The organism is Flavobacterium subsaxonicum WB 4.1-42 = DSM 21790 (genome assembly GCF_000422725.1).
Lineage (GTDB): Bacteria > Bacteroidota > Bacteroidia > Flavobacteriales > Flavobacteriaceae > Flavobacterium > Flavobacterium subsaxonicum.
Genome location: NZ_AUGP01000003.1, coordinates 58,636 through 76,183 on the forward strand (window position 1 = coordinate 58,636; position 17,548 = coordinate 76,183).

A 17,548-nucleotide genomic window follows, 5' to 3' on the forward strand; every position below is an offset into this window, starting at 1 on the left:
ACACGAATGAAAAACAGATCTTTTTTTGGGGCAATTGCAGCCTTAATGATACTATCCGCTTGCGGAAAGAAAGAAGACCCGGCCACAGCAGCAGCTGCTGCCTCTCAGCCTAAAGACTTTAAGGTTGTTACTATAGCGCCACAATCGGCCACAGTAAATATAGATTACCCGGCAAGCATACAGGGGCAGGAAAATATAGAAATTCGCCCAAGGGTAGACGGCTATATCGAGAAGATATATATAGACGAAGGTGCTGTTGTAAAAGCAGGCCAGCCGTTATTTAAAATCAGCGCGCCACAGTACGAGCAGGAAGTACGTACCGCCACAGCCAGTGTAAAAAGTGCACAGGCCGATGTTAGCGCTGCAAAACTGGCGGTTAATAAAGTAACCCCACTGGTACAAAAACAAATTGTAAGCAAGTACGAATTAGAGTCGGCGCAGTTTAGTTATGAGTCGGCCCTGGCAGCCCTTGCGCAAGCGCAGGCCAGCCTTGTTAACGCCCGCACCAACGTAGGCTTTACCACAGTTAAAAGCCCGGTAAACGGCGTTGTAGGCTCTATACCTTTTAGGTTAGGAAGCCTTGTAGGTGCTACCACTGCCGATCCGTTAACTACCGTATCGAGCATTGGTAACGTATATGCCTACTTTGCCTTTAACGAAAAGCAATTGCTAAGCATAACCAAAGACAGCACCGCTAACTCTTTAGCTGCCAAAATAAAAAGGATACCACCGGTATCGCTTTTATTATCTGACGGTACAGAATATGCCGAAAAAGGACACATTGAAACCATAAACGGTTTAATTAACACTGCAACAGGATCGGTTAATGTGCGTGCGCGTTTCCCTAATAATAAAGGCATTATTCGCAGCGGTAGCAGTACTAAGGTGCGTATTCCTGAGGATGTTAAAGATGTTATTATTGTTCCGCAAAGTGCCACTTTCGAGTTGCAGGACAAGCGTTTTGCTGTACTTGTAGATAAAGAGGGCAAAACTAAAAATGCGGTTATTACAGTAAGAGATAATACTATTGGCAACTTCTATATTGTAGAGAGCGGCCTTAAAGCCGGAGACCAGATAGTGCTGGAAGGTGTTGCCAACCTTAAAGAGGGCACACAAATTAAACCAACAGCGCAATCTGCCGAAACCGTTTATGCAAATTTAAAATAACAACACATGTTTAAAATATTTATCCAGAGGCCGGTACTCTCTACGGTTATCTCTGTAATTATAGTAATACTGGGTATTTTGGGCCTTACCGCCCTGCCTATTGCCCAGTACCCGGATATTGCCCCGCCTACGGTTGTGGTGGCGGCAAGCTACACCGGCGCCAATGCCGATGTGGTACTTAAAAGTATTAACGTACCCTTAGAAGAGCAGATTAATGGTGTAGAGAACATGACCTACATGACCTCTACCGCCACCAATGATGGTTCTGCAAGTATAAAAGTATTTTTTAAAGTAGGTACCGACCCCGATCTTGCTGCGGTAAACGTGCAAAACAGGGTATCGCGTGCTACCAGCCTTTTACCACAAGAGGTTACACAGGCGGGTGTTACCGTAACTAAAAGCCAGAGTAGTAACCTGCTTATTACATCGCTTTACAGCGATGTGCCGGGCTACGACCAGACATTTCTTCAAAACTATATAAAAATTAACCTTATACCCCAGATACAACGTGTTACGGGTGTAGGAGAGGTTACCGTTTTTGGTAGTAAAGACTACTCGATGCGTATTTGGCTTAAGCCCGATGTTATGCAGCAGTACAGCCTTATACCAAGCGATATTACCGCAGCCCTTGCCGAACAGAATATTGAGGCGGCACCGGGTAAATTTGGCGAGAACGGCAAGCAGGCTTTTCAGTATGTAATTAAATACAAAGGCCGTTTGGTTACCGAGCAGGAGTTTGAAAACATTATAATAAAATCAGCAGGGCAAGGGCAGTTTTTAAGGCTTAAAGACGTAGCTACCATTCAGCTTGATGCCCTTACCTATACCTCTACCAGTACCACTAACGGCAAGCCGTCGGTTGGTTTTGCGGTAAGCCAGACACCGGGATCTAACGCGCGAGACGTAATTAACCAGTCTAAGGCAATTATAGAAGAGGCAGCAAAAACCTTTCCGGCAGGTATAAAATATACTACGCTAATCAACATTAACGATAACCTGGATGCTTCTATCGAAAAAGTAATCCACACCCTTGTAGAGGCCTTTATACTGGTGTTTATAGTGGTTTTCCTTTTCCTTCAGGATTTCAGGTCTACCTTAATACCGGCCATATCAGTACCGGTGGCAATTGTGGGTACGTTCTTTTTCTTAAATCTTTTTGGTTATACCATTAACTTACTAACACTGTTTGCATTGGTACTGGCCATTGGTATTGTTGTGGATGATGCCATTGTAGTGGTAGAGGCGGTACACGCCAAGCTCGACGAAGGCTATAAATCGTCTAAAAAGGCAACTATAGATGCTATGGACGAGATTTCCGGGGCTATTATATCTATTACCCTTGTAATGGCGGCGGTATTTATACCTGTAACGTTTATTACAGGTTCTACCGGGGTATTCTATAAGCAGTTTGGTGTAACGCTGGCGGTAGCTATTATATTATCGGCAGTAAATGCATTAACATTAAGCCCGGCGCTTTGTGCCATATTGCTAAAACCCCATAAAGACGACCACAAACACAAAAGCTTTATACAGCGTTTTTATACCGCGTTTAACGTTGGTTTTGATAGGGTTACCGGTAAGTATAAAAAATCGGTTAACTTCCTTTCGCACACAAAATGGCTTGTTGGGGTATTTATACTTGTAGCAGGTGGCGGTTTATATTATATGATGAAAACCACACCATCGGCTTTTGTACCATCTGAAGACCAGGGTGTATTGTTTGCCAACATCAGCCTTCCGCCATCGGCATCTATGGAGCGTTCTACCGTAATTGCCAAGCAGGTAGACAGTATTGCTAAATCCATACCCGAGGTAGAGAACTCGCTTAGAATTGTGGGCCAGAACTTTACCGCAGGTGCAGGTAGTGCCTACAGTATGGTTATCATCAGGCTTAAAACATGGAGCGCAAGAGACAGGACGGTAGATGATATTATTAAAGAAATGTTTGCTAAAACAGCAGGCATCCGCGAGGCGAGTATCTTCTTTATATCGCCACCAACATTACAGGGCTTTGGCCAGAGTGGTGGTTTCGAGTTCCAGTTGCAGGATAAAGGCGGGCACAGTACAGCCGACTTTTATAAAGTTAATAACGACTTTCTTGCAGAACTGGCTAAACGACCTGAAATTCAGTATGCCACAACATCGTTTAACCCTAACTTCCCTCAATACATGATGGATGTTAACCTGGAAAAATGTAAAGAGGCAGGCGTAAGTGTTACCACGCTGTTAAGCACCATGCAGGGTTATTTTGGGGGTATTTATGCATCCAACTTCAACAAATTTGGTAAACAGTACCGTGTAATGATCCAGGCGCCGCCGGAATTCCGTAAAAACCCCGAAGACCTTAACAACATATTTGTGAGGAACGCCGCAGGGGCAATGGCACCAATTACCGAATTTATTAAAATGAGGAGGGTATTTGGTCCGGAGCAAATTTCAAGGTTCAACTTATTTACATCCATAGCCATTACCGGTGCACCAAATGCGGGCTTTAGCTCGGGTGATGCCATTAAGGCAATCCAGGATGTAGCTGCCGAAACCTTGCCTACCGGCTATGGCTACGAGTTCTCGGGCTTAACGCGAGAGGAGCTTGCATCGGGTAGCGAAACCATATTTATATTTATGCTTTGTCTTGTGTTTGTTTACTTTTTATTAAGTGCACAGTACGAGAGTTATATATTGCCGTTTGCAGTATTATTATCATTACCGTTTGGTTTGGCAGGGGCTTATTTGTTCTCTATCATCTTTAAACTAAACAGTAACATTTACCTGCAAATATCGCTCATCATGCTTATCGGGCTATTGGCCAAGAATGGTATCCTTATCGTAGAGTATGCGCTGGACAGGCGCAGAAAAGGCATGCCAATCGTACAATCGGCCATAGAGGGTGCCGTGGCGCGTTTCAGGCCAATCTTAATGACCTCGTTTGCCTTTATCTTTGGCCTTGTGCCGTTAATGTTTGCAAGCGGAGCCGGTGCTATAGGTAACAAATCTATTGGTACAGGTGCTGTGGGCGGTATGCTTATAGGTACCATATTAGGGGTATTTGTTATACCGGTACTGTTCGTTATTTTCCAGACCTTACAGGAAAAAGTAAGTGGCCCGGCTAAAGATGGTTACGATGACGATGATGACGACGAAGAACCTGTATTGGCATTACCAGAACATACCCAGGATGTATAATTTAAGCACTAAAAAAATGATTAGTAAATATAAGATTCCCTTTTTTGCAGCCCTTGCGCTAACCCTGCTTTTAAGCGGTTGCGTTACAAAAAAGTACGATCGCCCCAATGTAAAGACCGAAGACCTTTTTAGAGATCTTAAGGGTACCGATACCGTTACTATGGCTACCATGCCGTGGGAAGAGCTTTTTGCCGATGCCAAGCTAAAGGCGTTGATATCTAAAGGCCTTGCCCAAAATGTAGACCTTAAAAATGCCATAGAAAATATTGTGCAGGCCCAGGCTACACTTAAGCAAAGCAAACTGGGTTATTACCCAACGCTTAGCGCCAATGCCGATATTACACACGCCAAGCAGTCTAAGGCGGCATTAAACTTTCCGGCGGGTATTAACATCAATACCCTTACCGATGTTTACAGAGCCTATTTAAGCACCTCGTGGGAGGCTGATATCTGGGGTAAGATAAGCAGCACCAAGCGTATGGCACTTGCCAGCTACCTGCAAACCGATGCCGCCAAAAGAGCCGTGCAAACGCAGCTGATATCAGACATTGCCAACAACTATTACGCACTTGTTGCCTATGATGAGCAGTTAAGGATTACAGAGCAAACCCTTAAAAGCAGGATAGATAACATAGAAATTGTAAATGCCCTTAAAGAGGCTGCCATTGTAAACGGTGCTGCTGTTGTGCAGGCCGAAGCCAACCGCTATGCTGCCGAGGTTACCATACCAGACCTTAAATTAAGCATCAGGCAAACCGAAAATGCATTGTGCATATTGCTTGGCCAGGCACCGGGACCTATAGACAGGACAACCCTGGAGGACCAGACTGTGCCGCAAACCCTTGCGGTGGGTGTGCCATCGCAACTGTTAGAAAACAGGCCCGATGTGCAGCAGGCAGAGATGGCGTTTAGAAATGCTTTCGAAAATGTAAACCTTGCCAAAACGTATTTTTACCCAAGCCTTACGCTTACGGCAAACGGCGGCGCATCTACGTTAAGTTTAGACAGCTTTTTTAAACAGTCTATATTTTACAGCATTGTAGGTTCGCTTACACAGCCCATATTTAACCGTGGGTTAAACAAGCAGCGTTTAACAACGGCACAATCGCAACAGGTACAGGCGTTAAATAACTTTCAGCAAACCATTTTTGTGGCCGGGCAGGAAATTAGCAACGCATTGTACTCGTACGAAATGGCTGTTTCTAAACAAGAGTCACGTGTTAAGCAGGTAGAAGCGCTTACCAAGGCGGTTGATTATACAGAGCAGTTATTACAATATACTTCTACAACAAATTATACCGATGTATTAACATCGCAACAAAGCCTTTTGGCTGCACAGTTAAGCGGGGTTAACGATAAGCTGCAGCAATTGCAGGCTGTTGTAAACCTGTACCGCGCACTGGGCGGCGGATGGCAGTAAACGCTAATGTAAGGACCGTTCAATCCTTAGATTATTTAGATTAATTGTTTGTTTTATGTAGGGCCGCCCTGGTAGGTTAAACTATCTGGGCGGTTTTTTTTGTGACATACGTAACCACTAAACCGTTTTCGTTAAAAAAAATATAAAATTTATGATGTTTTCTATAGGGAAAATAATTTGTTAGTTGTTAATTTATACCCTCTTATAATTGCTCTGTAGTTATAACGGTATTTGAATACCAGTAAATTAACAAAAACTATGAATTATCTAAAACAACTATTGGATGCGCCGGTAAGCCTGCCACAAAAGGAGAAGCCGGTAATTATAGAACCGTTAGATTACAACAATCCGTACGATTTTAATAAGCCGCACCGGCACGATTATTTCGAAATTGTACTGGTAAAAAGCGGTAGTGGCTCTCAGGTAATCGATTTTTCGGCCTACACTATGTCGGCCGGTCAGTTGTACGCCATTTACCCCGGGCAGGTGCACCTAATGCAGCGCAGTTCGGCACAGGGGCTGCTTATCCAGTTCAGGAAAGACATCTTCAGGTTTATACAACCCCTGCAACACTACCACCTGTACTTTAAAGAGCAGGCCTTTACGCTAAAGCCCGATACCTTTGCCCATTTTTACGAAGTGGCAGAGCGTATTATGGCTTTAATAGAAGTAAAAGAGATCAATACCCTGTCGGCACATAAAATATACAGCTACCTGCAAATACTGCTGCTTTCGTTGCCCGAGCTGCAAACGCAGTCGGTTACCATCCATCAGGACTTAGTAGTGCGGTTTTTATCGCTCCTGCCGGATAACATCAGGGGCAGGAAAAAAGTATCGGACTATTGCGCCCTTATGGGATGCAGCCTCGACAAGCTTAACGATGCCTGCAAAACAAGCCTGGGCAAAACCGCCCTTAAGCTTATACACGAAGAGCTTTTGCTCGAAATTAGGCGCATGCTGCTGCTTAACACCCTGTCTTTAAAAGAAATTGCCTACGAGCTTAATTTTGACAGCCCGGCCAACTTTAACGGCTTTATAAAAGCGCAAACGGGCTTAACACCTTCTGGTTTGCAGGCTTCTATACTCGAAATCTATAACTAATACCGGTTTTTTAATAACTGCCTTTTACTCTTTGGTTTATAGTTTTACACCATAACCAAAAAGATAAAAGCCATGAAAAAACTAATCCTATTTATAGCGCTAATGCAGGTTGCATTGGCCTTTTCTCAAAAGCAGGGCAATATATGGTATTTTGGCAATAAGGCCGGTGTAGACTTTAATGGCCCTGAGCCTGTTGCATTGCTGGATGGCAAGATTACCAGTAGCGAAAGTTCAGCCTCTGTAGCCGATGCCAACGGTAACCTGCTTTTTTATACCGATGGTGTAAAGGTGTATAATAAAGACCACCTGGTTATGCCAAATGGCCACGGCCTGTTGGGCCACAGCTCTGCAACACAGCTGCTTATTGTGCCAAAGCCGGGGTCTGCAACCATTTACTACATTTTTACTGCCGGTGCCGCCGAAGATTTGCCTCTTAAAGGCTTAAATTTTAGCGAAATAGATATGGCCGGTAATAATGGCCTTGGTGTTGTAACCCAAAACAAGAACATACACCTTAAAGACGATACCGGCGAGCAGCTTACGGCAACCTTTCATCGTAATGGTACTGATATTTGGGTAATTAGCAAAAACGGAGAGAGCGGCGAGTTTTTCTCGTTTCTTATTACTCCTAATGGCGTAACTACCCAGGCCGTTACAAGCGATTCATCAATATCGTCGTTTTCCGGTTATATGAAGGCATCGCCGGATAGCTCTAAAATTGCACTTAGCAACATGATAGCCATTTACATGCTGGATTTTGATAACCAAACCGGGCTGCTTAGCAATGAGGTTGCCATTAGCAGCGAATGGAATTTTTACGGACTTGAATTTTCGGCATCGGGCAAAAAAATGTACCTCTCTAAATACAATTCTGCCTATGTAGTGCAATTTGACATGGAGGCCGAAGACATAGCGGCATCTGAAATTACTGTTTTAGATGACAGCTCCTATTTTGGGGGTGCCCTGCAACGCGCTGCCGATGGCAAAATATACATGGTTAATAGTGCTGAAACTTCACTTTCGGTAATTAATAATCCGGAAGTTGCCGGCATGGGATGCAATGTAGTTCCGCATGCGGTAGATTTAGGTGGAAGATCCGGCGTTATAGGCCTGCCGTTTAATATCTGGCCCTCTCAGCTTGCTATAGAAGTGCAGGGTTTGTGCGAAGGTGCTAACGCCACCTTTTCTTTTACTGCCGATATTGCTTACGATAGCGTACTGTGGGATTTTGGCGATGGCACTTCCTCTACAGAACCCAACCCGGTGCATGCCTACGCAGCAGGCGGCACCTATACCGTAACCTTTACTGCCTTTAAACCCGGTACCGAGAGGGTTTTACAACAGCAGATTGTAATAACCCCGTTACCGCAGTTTAACCTGCCCGAAACGTACACGGCATGCGTTGCCAATACCGTTACCATAGCTACCGAAGCCCTTAATTTCGACCCTGCTACAGCTACCTATCAATGGGAGTTTACCGGCCAGCCCATTGCCGGTAATACGGCCAGCATTCAGGCAACGGGGTTTGGTGTGTACATGGTTACAGTTACCGTAAATGGCTGCTCGTTTACCAAAAGCACAACTATAGTTAAAGATACTTTTGCCGTAACTTTTACAGAAGGTTGCGTGGACAACCTGTACAACCTTAGAGTACTGCCAACAGATAACTCTTTTGATGCCGCAACAGCAACCTATGCATGGCAGGGCGCCAATGGGTTTACGGCAACCCAGCAGCAAATTACTATTGATGCCTTAGGAGATTATACTGTAAGCGTTACTACCCCCGATGGTTGTACGGCAACGCAAACCTACACCATTACCACGCTTTGCCCGGAACTGCCTGTAGACCCTGAGCCACCCGTAGACCCCGTTGTGCCGTTTATACCCAAAGGCATATCGCCTAATAACGATGGCAAGAACGATGAGTTCGACCTTACCGGCCTTGATGTTATAAAGCTGGCTGTGTTTAACCGCTACGGGCAGGAAGTGTATACCCGTGCCAATTATGTGGCACAGTGGTATGGGCAAACCAACGGCGGAGACGAACTGCCAACGGGTACCTACTATTATGTAATACACCAGCCAACCGGCAGCCCTAAAACGGGGTGGGTGTACATTAATCGCCAAAACTAATACAGCACTTATAAATTCCTAAAAATCCAAAATACTATGAAAATTATTATTGTAACAACCGCTTTTTTGCTGCTGCTTGCCCCCAGGGCAATAGCGCAGTGCCAACCGGCACAGGTTCCGTATACTATAGATGCCGAAGGCACTACACCGCCTTTTGTGCCCAATTGTGTAAGTACCTCATTTACTACTTTTAGCTCATCGGAAATGTGGGAAACCGCAAGCGGCTCGATAGGAGGCTTTACCGGAAACGTATTGCAATATGATACTGCTGTAGAAAGCAATGGTGGCGTTAATCCCGGCATTGGCTCAAACCTTACCTCTCAGGCTATTTATTTACCTCAGGGCAACTATTCGGTATCTTATAAATATGGCCTTAGCAACCCTGCGGGTGTAATTGGCAGGATGGATGTTATAGTATCGCCAAATGGCTTTACTGCTCCACAAGCGGTTATAAGCACACACCAAAATTTTTCGGGTAGTGCGGTTAGTGTTCCAAAACAATCGTTTACTGTAGAAGTTGCAGGCAATTACAATGTTGCCTTTTATGTGGATACGCAGGCCAACCAGGGGCTGCTTTACCTTGATGATATTAAAGTAGATGGTTCAGATTGCGCTTCTCCCACAGGGCTATCTGTAACCTCCGTTACTCCGTTTACGGCCACCCTTAACTGGAACGGTGCTGTTGGTGGGCCCTACGAATTTGCGGCACTGCCAACAGAGTCGGGTGCTTTGCCTGCAACCGGTACGGCAACTACAGGATCGAGCGGAGTACTAACCGGTTTAGAGTCGGAAACAGCGTATGTTGCCTACGTGCGCTCTGCCTGTGCCGATGGTACGTGGAGTATTTGGAGCCAGGTATCTTTTACAACTACCGATCAGCTTTCTGTACCTGATGCTGTTTTTAATAGCTTATCGGTTTATCCAAACCCTGTGGCTAACACCCTTACCCTAAGCAACGCGACGGCCATAGATACTGCCGAGGTATATACGCTAACCGGGCAGCTGGTACTATCGCAAAAGCTTAACAGCAATTCCGGAAATGTTACTGTTGAAGGGCTTGCAAGCGGTGTTTATTTTTTAAAGGCCTATGCGGGCAACCAAACCAAAACCATAAAAATATTAAAGCAATAACATCTACTACTTTTTTAAGGGCAAGTATTATTAACTAACTCAACTATTGCCTGTTCCTGTGGCCGCCTCAACTAAGTTGGGGCGGCCTTGTTATATACACATGATAACAAATAGCGTATAATGTTATAACCCGTTACCAGTAGTTAAAGGGTAGCTTTGTAAATTACCTACTATGAAACAGAATGAATAAGGACGGAACGATAGTTGTACTGGAGGCCGATAATGATAACAGGGATTTTATATGCCAGCAAATAAAAGCGCTGCGCTATAAAAACGATGTAATGTGTTTTTCATCGTCTGATGAGGCAGGTACTTACATGCGCAATAATATACTGGATGTATTTATACTGCTGCAAAGCACCAATGCCCCCGGCATAGAGGTGCCCGATACCCGGAATATGGTATACATGCACGAAAAGTTTAAAACCGATGTGCTGCCTTATATATTCTTAGTGCTTACAAAAAGCCGAACCCAACTTAACAGCCTGCACACTTTTGTGCATGCCTACTACAAACCCGATACCGAGGTTAACGAACTTGCCAATGTACTAAAGGGCGTAATCGATTTTTGGAAAGACCACGTCTTCCCTCCAAAAGTATCGCCGTTTTCGGGTAATTAATATCTTTTGCCACGAACCTGCCTGTGGGTAGGCGGGTTGCACAAATTCTACAATTTCTAATTACAGTAATTAATTACTGTGTGTGTTAAAACCTGCTATATAGCCTCTAATTAAAATTTGTGAAAATTCGTGTCATTAGTGGTAAAATTCATTGTTGATAATATTTTCTTTCTTATATAAGAAAATAATCTTCTATTTTGTAATTTGCATCCATCTAAAAATGGAGCAGTTATGAAGACGGATAAGATAAAAGGGCAGGGCGCAGTTGCCAACATTCACAATCATTTTATAAAAAACCGTTACGAGAAATCCATCTATGATGACGATTTTGAGGAAACCGTTGCCAAGACCGAGATACTGGAGGTTTTTCCTAAAAGTATTGTAAACCCGGTTAAAAGCCCTGATTTGCGCATGGCCTATTCTATGAATCCCTACCAGGGCTGCGAGCATGGCTGTGCGTACTGCTTTGCCCGCCCCACGCACGAGTACTGGGGCTATAGCGCGGGTGTCGACTTTGAACGAAAGATTCTGGTTAAGAAAAATGCCCCCGAACTTTTAGAGCAGTTCTTTAAAAAACGCGGCTATAAGCCGGAGCCGATATTACTATCCGGCAATACTGATTGCTACCAGCCCATAGAGCGTAAGCTTGAAATTACCCGCAAAATACTACAGGTGTTTTTAGATTACCGGCACCCGGTAGATATCCTTACCAAAAATGCCCTTGTTACCCGCGATCTTGATATATTAACCCAACTGGCCGAAAAAAACCTGGTTAGCGTATCGCTTAGCATCCCAACTATAAACGAAGAACTACGGCGCAAACTGGAGCCGAGAACGTCGTCTGTCAACACCAAATTGCAGGCGCTGGAAACGCTCTCTAAAAACGGCATACCTACCCATGTTATGGTGGCACCCATAATTCCCGGGCTTAACAGCATGGAAATTTTAAACACATTAAAGGTTATAGCCGAAAAAGGGGCAAAAAGCTTTGGATACACGCTGGTTCGACTTAACGATACCGTTGAGCCTATTTTTATCGACTGGCTCGAAGAACATTACCCCGACCGTAAAGAAAAAGTGCTGAACCACATAGCCTCAATGCACGGTGGCAAGCTGGGCGAAAAAAATGTAGCCAAACGCAAAAAAGGCGAAGGCAATATTGCCGAAATGATCCATACTACCTTTCGCATAGGCCGCCAGAAGTTTTTTACCAACGAAGGGATTTTGCCCCTCGCCACCAATCTGTTTGATGGCACTAAAGGCGAACAGCTGCGGTTGTTTTAAACAGTATCAGCACCCGTAGAGACGCAAACCCTATCCCTAACAAAACAACCCCGGCTGGGATGGCCGGGGTTAAAACACTACTATGTATGCTTACGCTTAGTTAGCTACATTCAACGTATAATTTTCGGCTTGAGCCCAGCTGTAGGTAGCACAAGGATCTAAAGCAAAATCGGTTGTGTTATAAATTACCCTCATCCTGGTTTCGCCGGTAAGGGCAGTCGCCGGTATGGCAATGTTGGTAACCGCCTGTACAGCATCGGTACCGTTAGACCCCTGAATGCTGCCTGCCTCAAACACCTCGCCGGCATCGTTAAGCACGCCATTGTGGTTAAAATCTATAAATACGGTAAACTTACACACCTGTGGTGCCCAGCTGCCGGTGTTTCCTTTTAAAGTAATAGGATACGATTGCCCCTTGGTAACGTTGCCCTCTATGGTTGTAAAATCCTGGTTGGCAAGAGTCAGGTCGGTAGATGTTGCGCTGGCACTTGTATTGGCAATACCTGCAAAGGTTACGCTGCTAATAGGGTATACCTGCCATTGCACGGTAATGTTGCAAAAAGTAAGCGGTTCCGGCTCCGGCTCCGGTGTAGCAGCTTCGCACGGGCTAAACCATGCAAGGCCATCGTACCAGTTAAGGCATTTAGTGGTCGTATTATAAATAGTAAGGCCTTCGGCGGGGCTAACAATAGCATCGCGCTGTGCTGTAGTAAGCCTTGGAGGCAAAAATCCTTTAGTGGTGCTTTCTATTTCCAGTTCGGCGGTACTGTTTATTGTTGTAGGGTTAGCACCTATTTTAACCTGTGCAGATGCTGCAGTAGCAACAAGGGCAACGCCCAATGAAAGGAACAATTGTTTTAGTTTCATGATCAAGAAAAGTTAATGTGTTATATATATTTTTTGGCCGCGGTATATGCGGCTTCAGAGTAATGGTTTATCGGTTTAGTAATTTTCGGGTCACGGTTTTGCCGTTGTCTAAAAGGGCTTTGGCAATGTAAATTCCGGTGGCGTGGTTAAAGTTGTTTTGGTAATCTGTAGCATTAACACTGTACAATTGTACCAGCCTGCCGTTAACATCATACACTTCTACCTGTTTAACCTGCTGTATTGAGCTAAGCTCAAACTGGCCGTTTTGTAAAAGCATAAAGGTTTTAGAAGCATCAAAGCCGGTAACACCCGCAACAGGTGCCTCATACACTTTAGCAAACGTAAATGCAGAGTATGCCGTAAAATCTACCACAGCGTTAGAGGTTATAGTACCCTCTGTAAGTGTGGCTCCTGAACCTGTAATGCCTGCAAGGGCAACCCATGCGGTACCGTTCCAGCCGGCAATGGTTAGTTTGGTAAGATCTGTAGTAATGTCGCCTAAATTTGTAACTTGTTGCCACGCAAGGGTAACCGTGCCACTGTTAGCGCCAAGTACATCCCAATAGCCGGTTGCAGAAAGTTCTTCTAAAACCAAAGGGTCAAAAACGGTGGGGTTAAACGTACCGTTGTTGTAAGCAACATCTAACGCCGTGGCCGTTGTGGGGGTAATAGTAATTGGGGCATAAGCCGTGCTGCCAACAGGAAATACCACAGCGCCTGTAGTATAACTGCGCACAAAACCGTTAATAAAGCCCGTGGGAGACACGCTGCCCACTGCGGCATCGCTGCTTAGCGATACCACCCCTTGCGGCGTTTCGCGCTGTGTGGTGGCAACACCCGGCAGGTTTATGGTATACGATTTTACATGCAGCTCTGTAGCAGGGCCCACATGCGTGTTACCAAAAACGGTAAGTCCGTTTTGCGCGAACGAAGGGCAGGCCACCAATCCTAAAAACGAGGCAAAAAAGAGCGTGCCCTTTTGCCTGCGGTGTAGCAATTTTTCATTCATTGATTAATATATTAAGTAGTTAAAGTAATAGCATTTTCGGGTAAAGCGGTACAGCGGTAATTGGGGGTAGGCTGTAACCGTTTTATAGGCCAAACTTAGCGCATTAGTATACTATATAAAAGAGAAGGGCTTTTGGTATTGCAGAATTTTTTAAGATTTTAATAACCAAAAATGCTGCGCAATCCCTTTTAAATAAAGGAATTGTACTTGATTTTAAAGAAAATGTTACGATTGTGTTACTAAGCTTGTGGTATACGCTAAACCTGGCTGTTTAGTGTTTTCCTGAACAGTTGCTGCTTTAAAGCAGCCGCCTTTTTTTGGTTTTTTTTGATGGCAACGGCTATCAAAAAAAGTAAAACCAGGCCTGTTGCTGCCGCGGCAATAGCATATATTTTATAGGTGGTTCGGGTAGCCTGTAACTGCTCATTAGCATCATCGGTAAGGTCGTTGGCAAGCCAGTTAAAAGAATGTTCTTTATTGGCGGTAGCCTTAACCAGCGTTTCGTGATAGCGCGAATTATACTTGCGGTAATTATTAAGGTCGTCTAACTTTAAGTAATTGTCAGACAAATTACGATACAGGTCGTTTTTAATTTCTACCTGCCCATCTTTGGGGCTGCCGTTAAGGGCTTCTGTTAGTTGTATAATAGCCAGGTTGTATTGCTGTTTTTGGGCAAGGCTTTTAGACAGCCCAATCTTAGCATACACCCAGGTATCGTAATATTGTGTAGCCGAAGTGTTTTTAATAGCCTCGTTAAATATAGCAGTGGCCTCGTTGGGCATTTGCTTTTCTAAAAGGCAAAACCCTTTTTGCACCATAACCAGCCGCAGGTTGGTTGACGCCGATTTATGCTGGGTGTGCTTAAACTCGTTAATGGCCTTATCAAAATAGGTAATGGCAAAATCGCAGTCCAGGTCGTTTTTATAACTGTTGCCCTTAACCGCGTAAATATTGCCTTTAAGATAGGCCATGTCGGGTGGCATGGGGTGTTGCTGTAGTATCTCTTCGGCTTTGTTAAGGTACAATCGTGCCTTGTCGTTAATTTTAAGCACCTGGTAATGGTTGCCAAGCAAACCGTACAGTTTAACCTGGTTTACATAATCGTTGGTGGTTTGGGCAAGTTCAATAGCCTTAAACGCATATTTCTTGGCCTCTTTGCCTTTTTTAAGCGAAAAATAGCCGTTAGATACTATTATCAGTGACGCTATCTGGTGTTGGGTATCGCCCTCAGAAAGATCATAAATTTTAAGCGCAAGCTTTATGGCTTTGTCCGGATTAGTATAGAGCTCTTTGCCGGCCTGCTGCGTAAGTGTATCCAAATTAAGCTCGCCCTGTGCAAAAGCAGGAGCAGCCAGGCATAACAGCAGGCACATAAAAAGTTGGTATATCTTTTTACGAGGCATGGCTGGCAGCTTGTTGGTTTATAAGAATATCGGCCTCTTTTTTAAGGAAGCTGATGTACGTGGTAGGCGAAATACCTGTAACGGACTTAAATACGGTTGCAAACGCGCTGTGCGACGAAAAGCCACTCTCCTCGGCCAGGTAGCTTACTTTATAATTGAGGTAAACCGGATCTGACTGTAGTTTTTTGAGAATGTATTTTACCCGGAGCTCATTAATATAAGTGTTGAAATTACCACCCTTATGCGTGTTTATAATTTCAGATAAATATTTAGTATTGGTGTCCAGTTGCCTGGCGAGGCCGCTAAGCGAAATGTTATTGCTGATAAACTTACCCGACTCTTCAAAACGTGCCAGTTTATCTAACAGGCCCTTCTCGGTTTTTTCGGGCATGGAGTATACTTTGGTTTCCGGCACAATAGCGGCTTCGGCGCGCTTGGCAGCTTCAGATGCTTCCAGTCCGTGCAATATTTTTTGGTACTGCCTGTAGTCTTTTTTCAACCCTAACAAGTAGATTAGCCCAATAAGGCTCAGCAACAGCAGCGTGCCGCCTATAATGGTAATAAAGGTGGTATAGCTTTGAGTTTCGGCTATAGCTGCGGCTTCATAATCTTTATCGATATGGCTAAGCAGGGCAATGCGTGCCTTGTCTTTCTGTTCGCTTATCATTTCGTTAAGCGAATCAAACTGCTCGTTATAAGCGCTGTAATTGGGGCCATCTTTAAGCAACAGATAATTGTGCGCCAGCTTTTTGTACACAATGGCTTTAAGCAGCACATCCTGCGATTTTTGGAGCTGCGGTAGTATGGTGTTAATGTTTTTTACGGCAATGGCAGGCTCATTGTCGGCGTCTGCTAATTGCATAATTTTTACCCGGTTAAAATCGATAATGGGCTTAAGCCTGGTTGCAGACAACTTATTCGATTCTTTTGCATACTCCTTAGCCTTATCAATCAGGCCCGCAAGCTGGCACTGCACGGCAATTGCCGTAAAAATTTTAGATTGTAGTATTTTGTCTTTAGCAAGTTGCTTAGCATCAAAAAGCAGGTCGGTTGCCTTAGGATAGTTGCCTTTAAGGCTATAAATTTCAGATTGCAGCCACAAAGCATTGGCCTTATCATCATTGCTGGCGGCATTCTTTAAAAGGTAGTCGGCGCCCTTTAGGGCTTTATCGGTATCGGTATACAGTTGCGATGATGCCTCGTTAAAAATAGTCTGTGCATCGGTTACGGTCTGCGCCGCAATGGGCAGGCCGGTAAACAACAACAGGCAAAGTAATAAGCGGACTATCATCATTAAACAAACATCAAATATAAAAGCAAATGTAATTGTTTTAAAGGCTAAATCTTAACGAAATGTTAAGATTTAACGTTGTTTAACCGTTGATGGTATACGGTAATAAAAGTAATTTTAACTACAAGGTTGTAGGGGTGCAGGCGGTTTCTTTTTTTTTTTTGTTCAAGAAAAAAGAAAAAAAAACGGGTACCTTTCAGCACCCGTTTCTATATCTATAATGTAAAAAGACTATTTCTCGATAGCAAAACGCCTTGCTACTTCTTCCCAGTTAACCAGGTTAAAGAACGACTCAATATAATCCGGCCTTCTGTTTTGGTAGTTTAGGTAGTAAGCGTGCTCCCAAACGTCAAGACCAAGAATTGGTGTGCCTTCGCCACCTATTTCCGGCATTAGCGGGTTGTCCTGGTTTGGCGTACCAACCACTTCAAGCTTGCCGCCTTTTTGTACGGTTAACCATGCCCATCCTGAACCAAACTGGGTTGTAGCCGCTTTTACAAATTTAGCCTTAAACTCTTCGAAAGATCCGAACGATTTATCAATAGCCTCTTCAAGCTCGCCGGTTGGCTCGCCTCCGCCTTTAGGCGATAAAATAGTCCAGAAAAGGTTATGGTTGTAAAAACCGCCGCCGTTATTTCTTACCGCAGCGTTGGTAAGGTCCAGGTTTAATAAGATATTTTCTATTGTTTTGCCCTCAAGATCTGTGCCGGCAATAGCATTGTTTAAATTGGTAGTATATGCGTTATGGTGCTTAGTATGATGTATTTCCATCGTTTTTGCATCAATGTGTGGCTCCAGGGCGTCGTATGCGTAAGGTAATTTTGGTAATTCAAAAGCCATAATATCTTATTTTTAAAAGATTAATATTAATTTTAATCCAAATTTACAGATTTAAAGCATTATAAAAAATAAGAAATTGTTATAATTTCTAATCCCAAA

The 17,548-nt window shown here is 44.1% G+C and carries 13 protein-coding genes; 8 read left to right on the forward strand and 5 right to left on the reverse strand.

Annotated elements, in window-relative coordinates:
- Window positions 1-6: 6 nt before the first annotated feature.
- From G509_RS0101395 to G509_RS0101430, 8 genes are all read left to right on the forward strand, one after another.
- Entirely contained in the window at window positions 7-1,167 is a 1,161-nt protein-coding gene (locus tag G509_RS0101395) for an efflux RND transporter periplasmic adaptor subunit (protein ID WP_026989889.1), read from the forward strand.
- 6 nt (window positions 1,168-1,173) lie between these two features.
- Entirely contained in the window at window positions 1,174-4,350 is a 3,177-nt protein-coding gene (locus G509_RS0101400) for an efflux RND transporter permease subunit (RefSeq protein ID WP_026989890.1), read from the forward strand.
- Between the two features lie 16 nt (window positions 4,351-4,366).
- Window positions 4,367-5,770: a TolC family protein gene (locus G509_RS0101405; protein ID WP_026989891.1), complete on the forward strand. Its 1,404-nt coding sequence runs from the start codon at window positions 4,367-4,369 to the stop codon at window positions 5,768-5,770.
- A 258-nt stretch (window positions 5,771-6,028) separates the two neighbouring features.
- On the forward strand, window positions 6,029-6,871 hold the full coding sequence (locus G509_RS0101410; RefSeq protein ID WP_026989892.1) for an AraC family transcriptional regulator: 843 nt from the start codon (window positions 6,029-6,031) through the stop codon (window positions 6,869-6,871).
- Window positions 6,872-6,943: 72 nt separating this feature from the next.
- Entirely contained in the window at window positions 6,944-9,004 is a 2,061-nt protein-coding gene (locus G509_RS23800; protein WP_026989893.1) for a T9SS type B sorting domain-containing protein, read from the forward strand.
- A 36-nt stretch (window positions 9,005-9,040) separates the two neighbouring features.
- Complete coding sequence (locus G509_RS0101420) at window positions 9,041-10,135, forward strand: T9SS type A sorting domain-containing protein (protein WP_026989894.1); 1,095 nt, start codon at window positions 9,041-9,043, stop codon at window positions 10,133-10,135.
- 182 nt (window positions 10,136-10,317) lie between these two features.
- The gene (locus G509_RS0101425) at window positions 10,318-10,755 is read left to right on the forward strand and encodes a hypothetical protein (protein ID WP_026989895.1); all 438 of its coding nucleotides are present in this window, start codon (window positions 10,318-10,320) and stop codon (window positions 10,753-10,755) included.
- Window positions 10,756-10,986: 231 nt separating this feature from the next.
- The gene (locus tag G509_RS0101430) at window positions 10,987-12,039 is read left to right on the forward strand and encodes a PA0069 family radical SAM protein (protein WP_026989896.1); all 1,053 of its coding nucleotides are present in this window, start codon (window positions 10,987-10,989) and stop codon (window positions 12,037-12,039) included.
- Between the two features lie 96 nt (window positions 12,040-12,135).
- On the opposite strand, the gene G509_RS0101435 is transcribed toward G509_RS0101430, so the two are convergent.
- The 5 genes from G509_RS0101435 to G509_RS0101460 all read right to left on the reverse strand — a co-directional run bounded on the left by G509_RS0101435 (window position 12,136) and on the right by G509_RS0101460 (window position 17,449).
- Window positions 12,136-12,906, reverse strand: coding sequence for a GEVED domain-containing protein (locus G509_RS0101435; RefSeq protein WP_026989897.1), 771 nt, complete (start codon window positions 12,904-12,906; stop codon window positions 12,136-12,138).
- 67 nt (window positions 12,907-12,973) lie between these two features.
- Window positions 12,974-13,915: a T9SS type A sorting domain-containing protein gene (locus tag G509_RS0101440; protein ID WP_026989898.1), complete on the reverse strand. Its 942-nt coding sequence runs from the start codon at window positions 13,913-13,915 to the stop codon at window positions 12,974-12,976.
- Window positions 13,916-14,172: 257 nt separating this feature from the next.
- The gene (locus G509_RS0101445) at window positions 14,173-15,288 is read right to left on the reverse strand and encodes a tetratricopeptide repeat protein (RefSeq protein ID WP_131450763.1); all 1,116 of its coding nucleotides are present in this window, start codon (window positions 15,286-15,288) and stop codon (window positions 14,173-14,175) included.
- Between the two features lie 19 nt (window positions 15,289-15,307).
- On the reverse strand, window positions 15,308-16,612 hold the full coding sequence (locus G509_RS0101450) for a helix-turn-helix domain-containing protein (RefSeq protein ID WP_081663222.1): 1,305 nt from the start codon (window positions 16,610-16,612) through the stop codon (window positions 15,308-15,310).
- A 228-nt stretch (window positions 16,613-16,840) separates the two neighbouring features.
- Complete coding sequence (locus G509_RS0101460; protein ID WP_026989901.1) at window positions 16,841-17,449, reverse strand: superoxide dismutase; 609 nt, start codon at window positions 17,447-17,449, stop codon at window positions 16,841-16,843.
- Window positions 17,450-17,548: the final 99 nt, after the last annotated feature.

What these genes read in the sequence shown, in the direction of transcription:
- G509_RS0101450 (WP_081663222.1), bottom strand. Translation starts at nt 16,612, where the DNA reads ATGATGATAGTCCGCTTATTACTTTGCCTGTTGTTGTTTACCGGCCTG.
- G509_RS0101395 (WP_026989889.1), top strand. Translation starts at nt 7, where the DNA reads ATGAAAAACAGATCTTTTTTTGGGGCAATTGCAGCCTTAATGATACTA.
- G509_RS0101410 (WP_026989892.1), top strand. Translation starts at nt 6,029, where the DNA reads ATGAATTATCTAAAACAACTATTGGATGCGCCGGTAAGCCTGCCACAA.
- G509_RS0101460 (WP_026989901.1), bottom strand. Translation starts at nt 17,449, where the DNA reads ATGGCTTTTGAATTACCAAAATTACCTTACGCATACGACGCCCTGGAG.
- G509_RS23800 (WP_026989893.1), top strand. Translation starts at nt 6,944, where the DNA reads ATGAAAAAACTAATCCTATTTATAGCGCTAATGCAGGTTGCATTGGCC.
- G509_RS0101400 (WP_026989890.1), top strand. Translation starts at nt 1,174, where the DNA reads ATGTTTAAAATATTTATCCAGAGGCCGGTACTCTCTACGGTTATCTCT.
- G509_RS0101425 (WP_026989895.1), top strand. Translation starts at nt 10,318, where the DNA reads ATGAATAAGGACGGAACGATAGTTGTACTGGAGGCCGATAATGATAAC.
- G509_RS0101440 (WP_026989898.1), bottom strand. Translation starts at nt 13,915, where the DNA reads ATGAATGAAAAATTGCTACACCGCAGGCAAAAGGGCACGCTCTTTTTT.
- G509_RS0101420 (WP_026989894.1), top strand. Translation starts at nt 9,041, where the DNA reads ATGAAAATTATTATTGTAACAACCGCTTTTTTGCTGCTGCTTGCCCCC.
- G509_RS0101405 (WP_026989891.1), top strand. Translation starts at nt 4,367, where the DNA reads ATGATTAGTAAATATAAGATTCCCTTTTTTGCAGCCCTTGCGCTAACC.
- G509_RS0101435 (WP_026989897.1), bottom strand. Translation starts at nt 12,906, where the DNA reads ATGAAACTAAAACAATTGTTCCTTTCATTGGGCGTTGCCCTTGTTGCT.
- G509_RS0101430 (WP_026989896.1), top strand. Translation starts at nt 10,987, where the DNA reads ATGAAGACGGATAAGATAAAAGGGCAGGGCGCAGTTGCCAACATTCAC.
- G509_RS0101445 (WP_131450763.1), bottom strand. Translation starts at nt 15,288, where the DNA reads ATGTGCCTGCTGTTATGCCTGGCTGCTCCTGCTTTTGCACAGGGCGAG.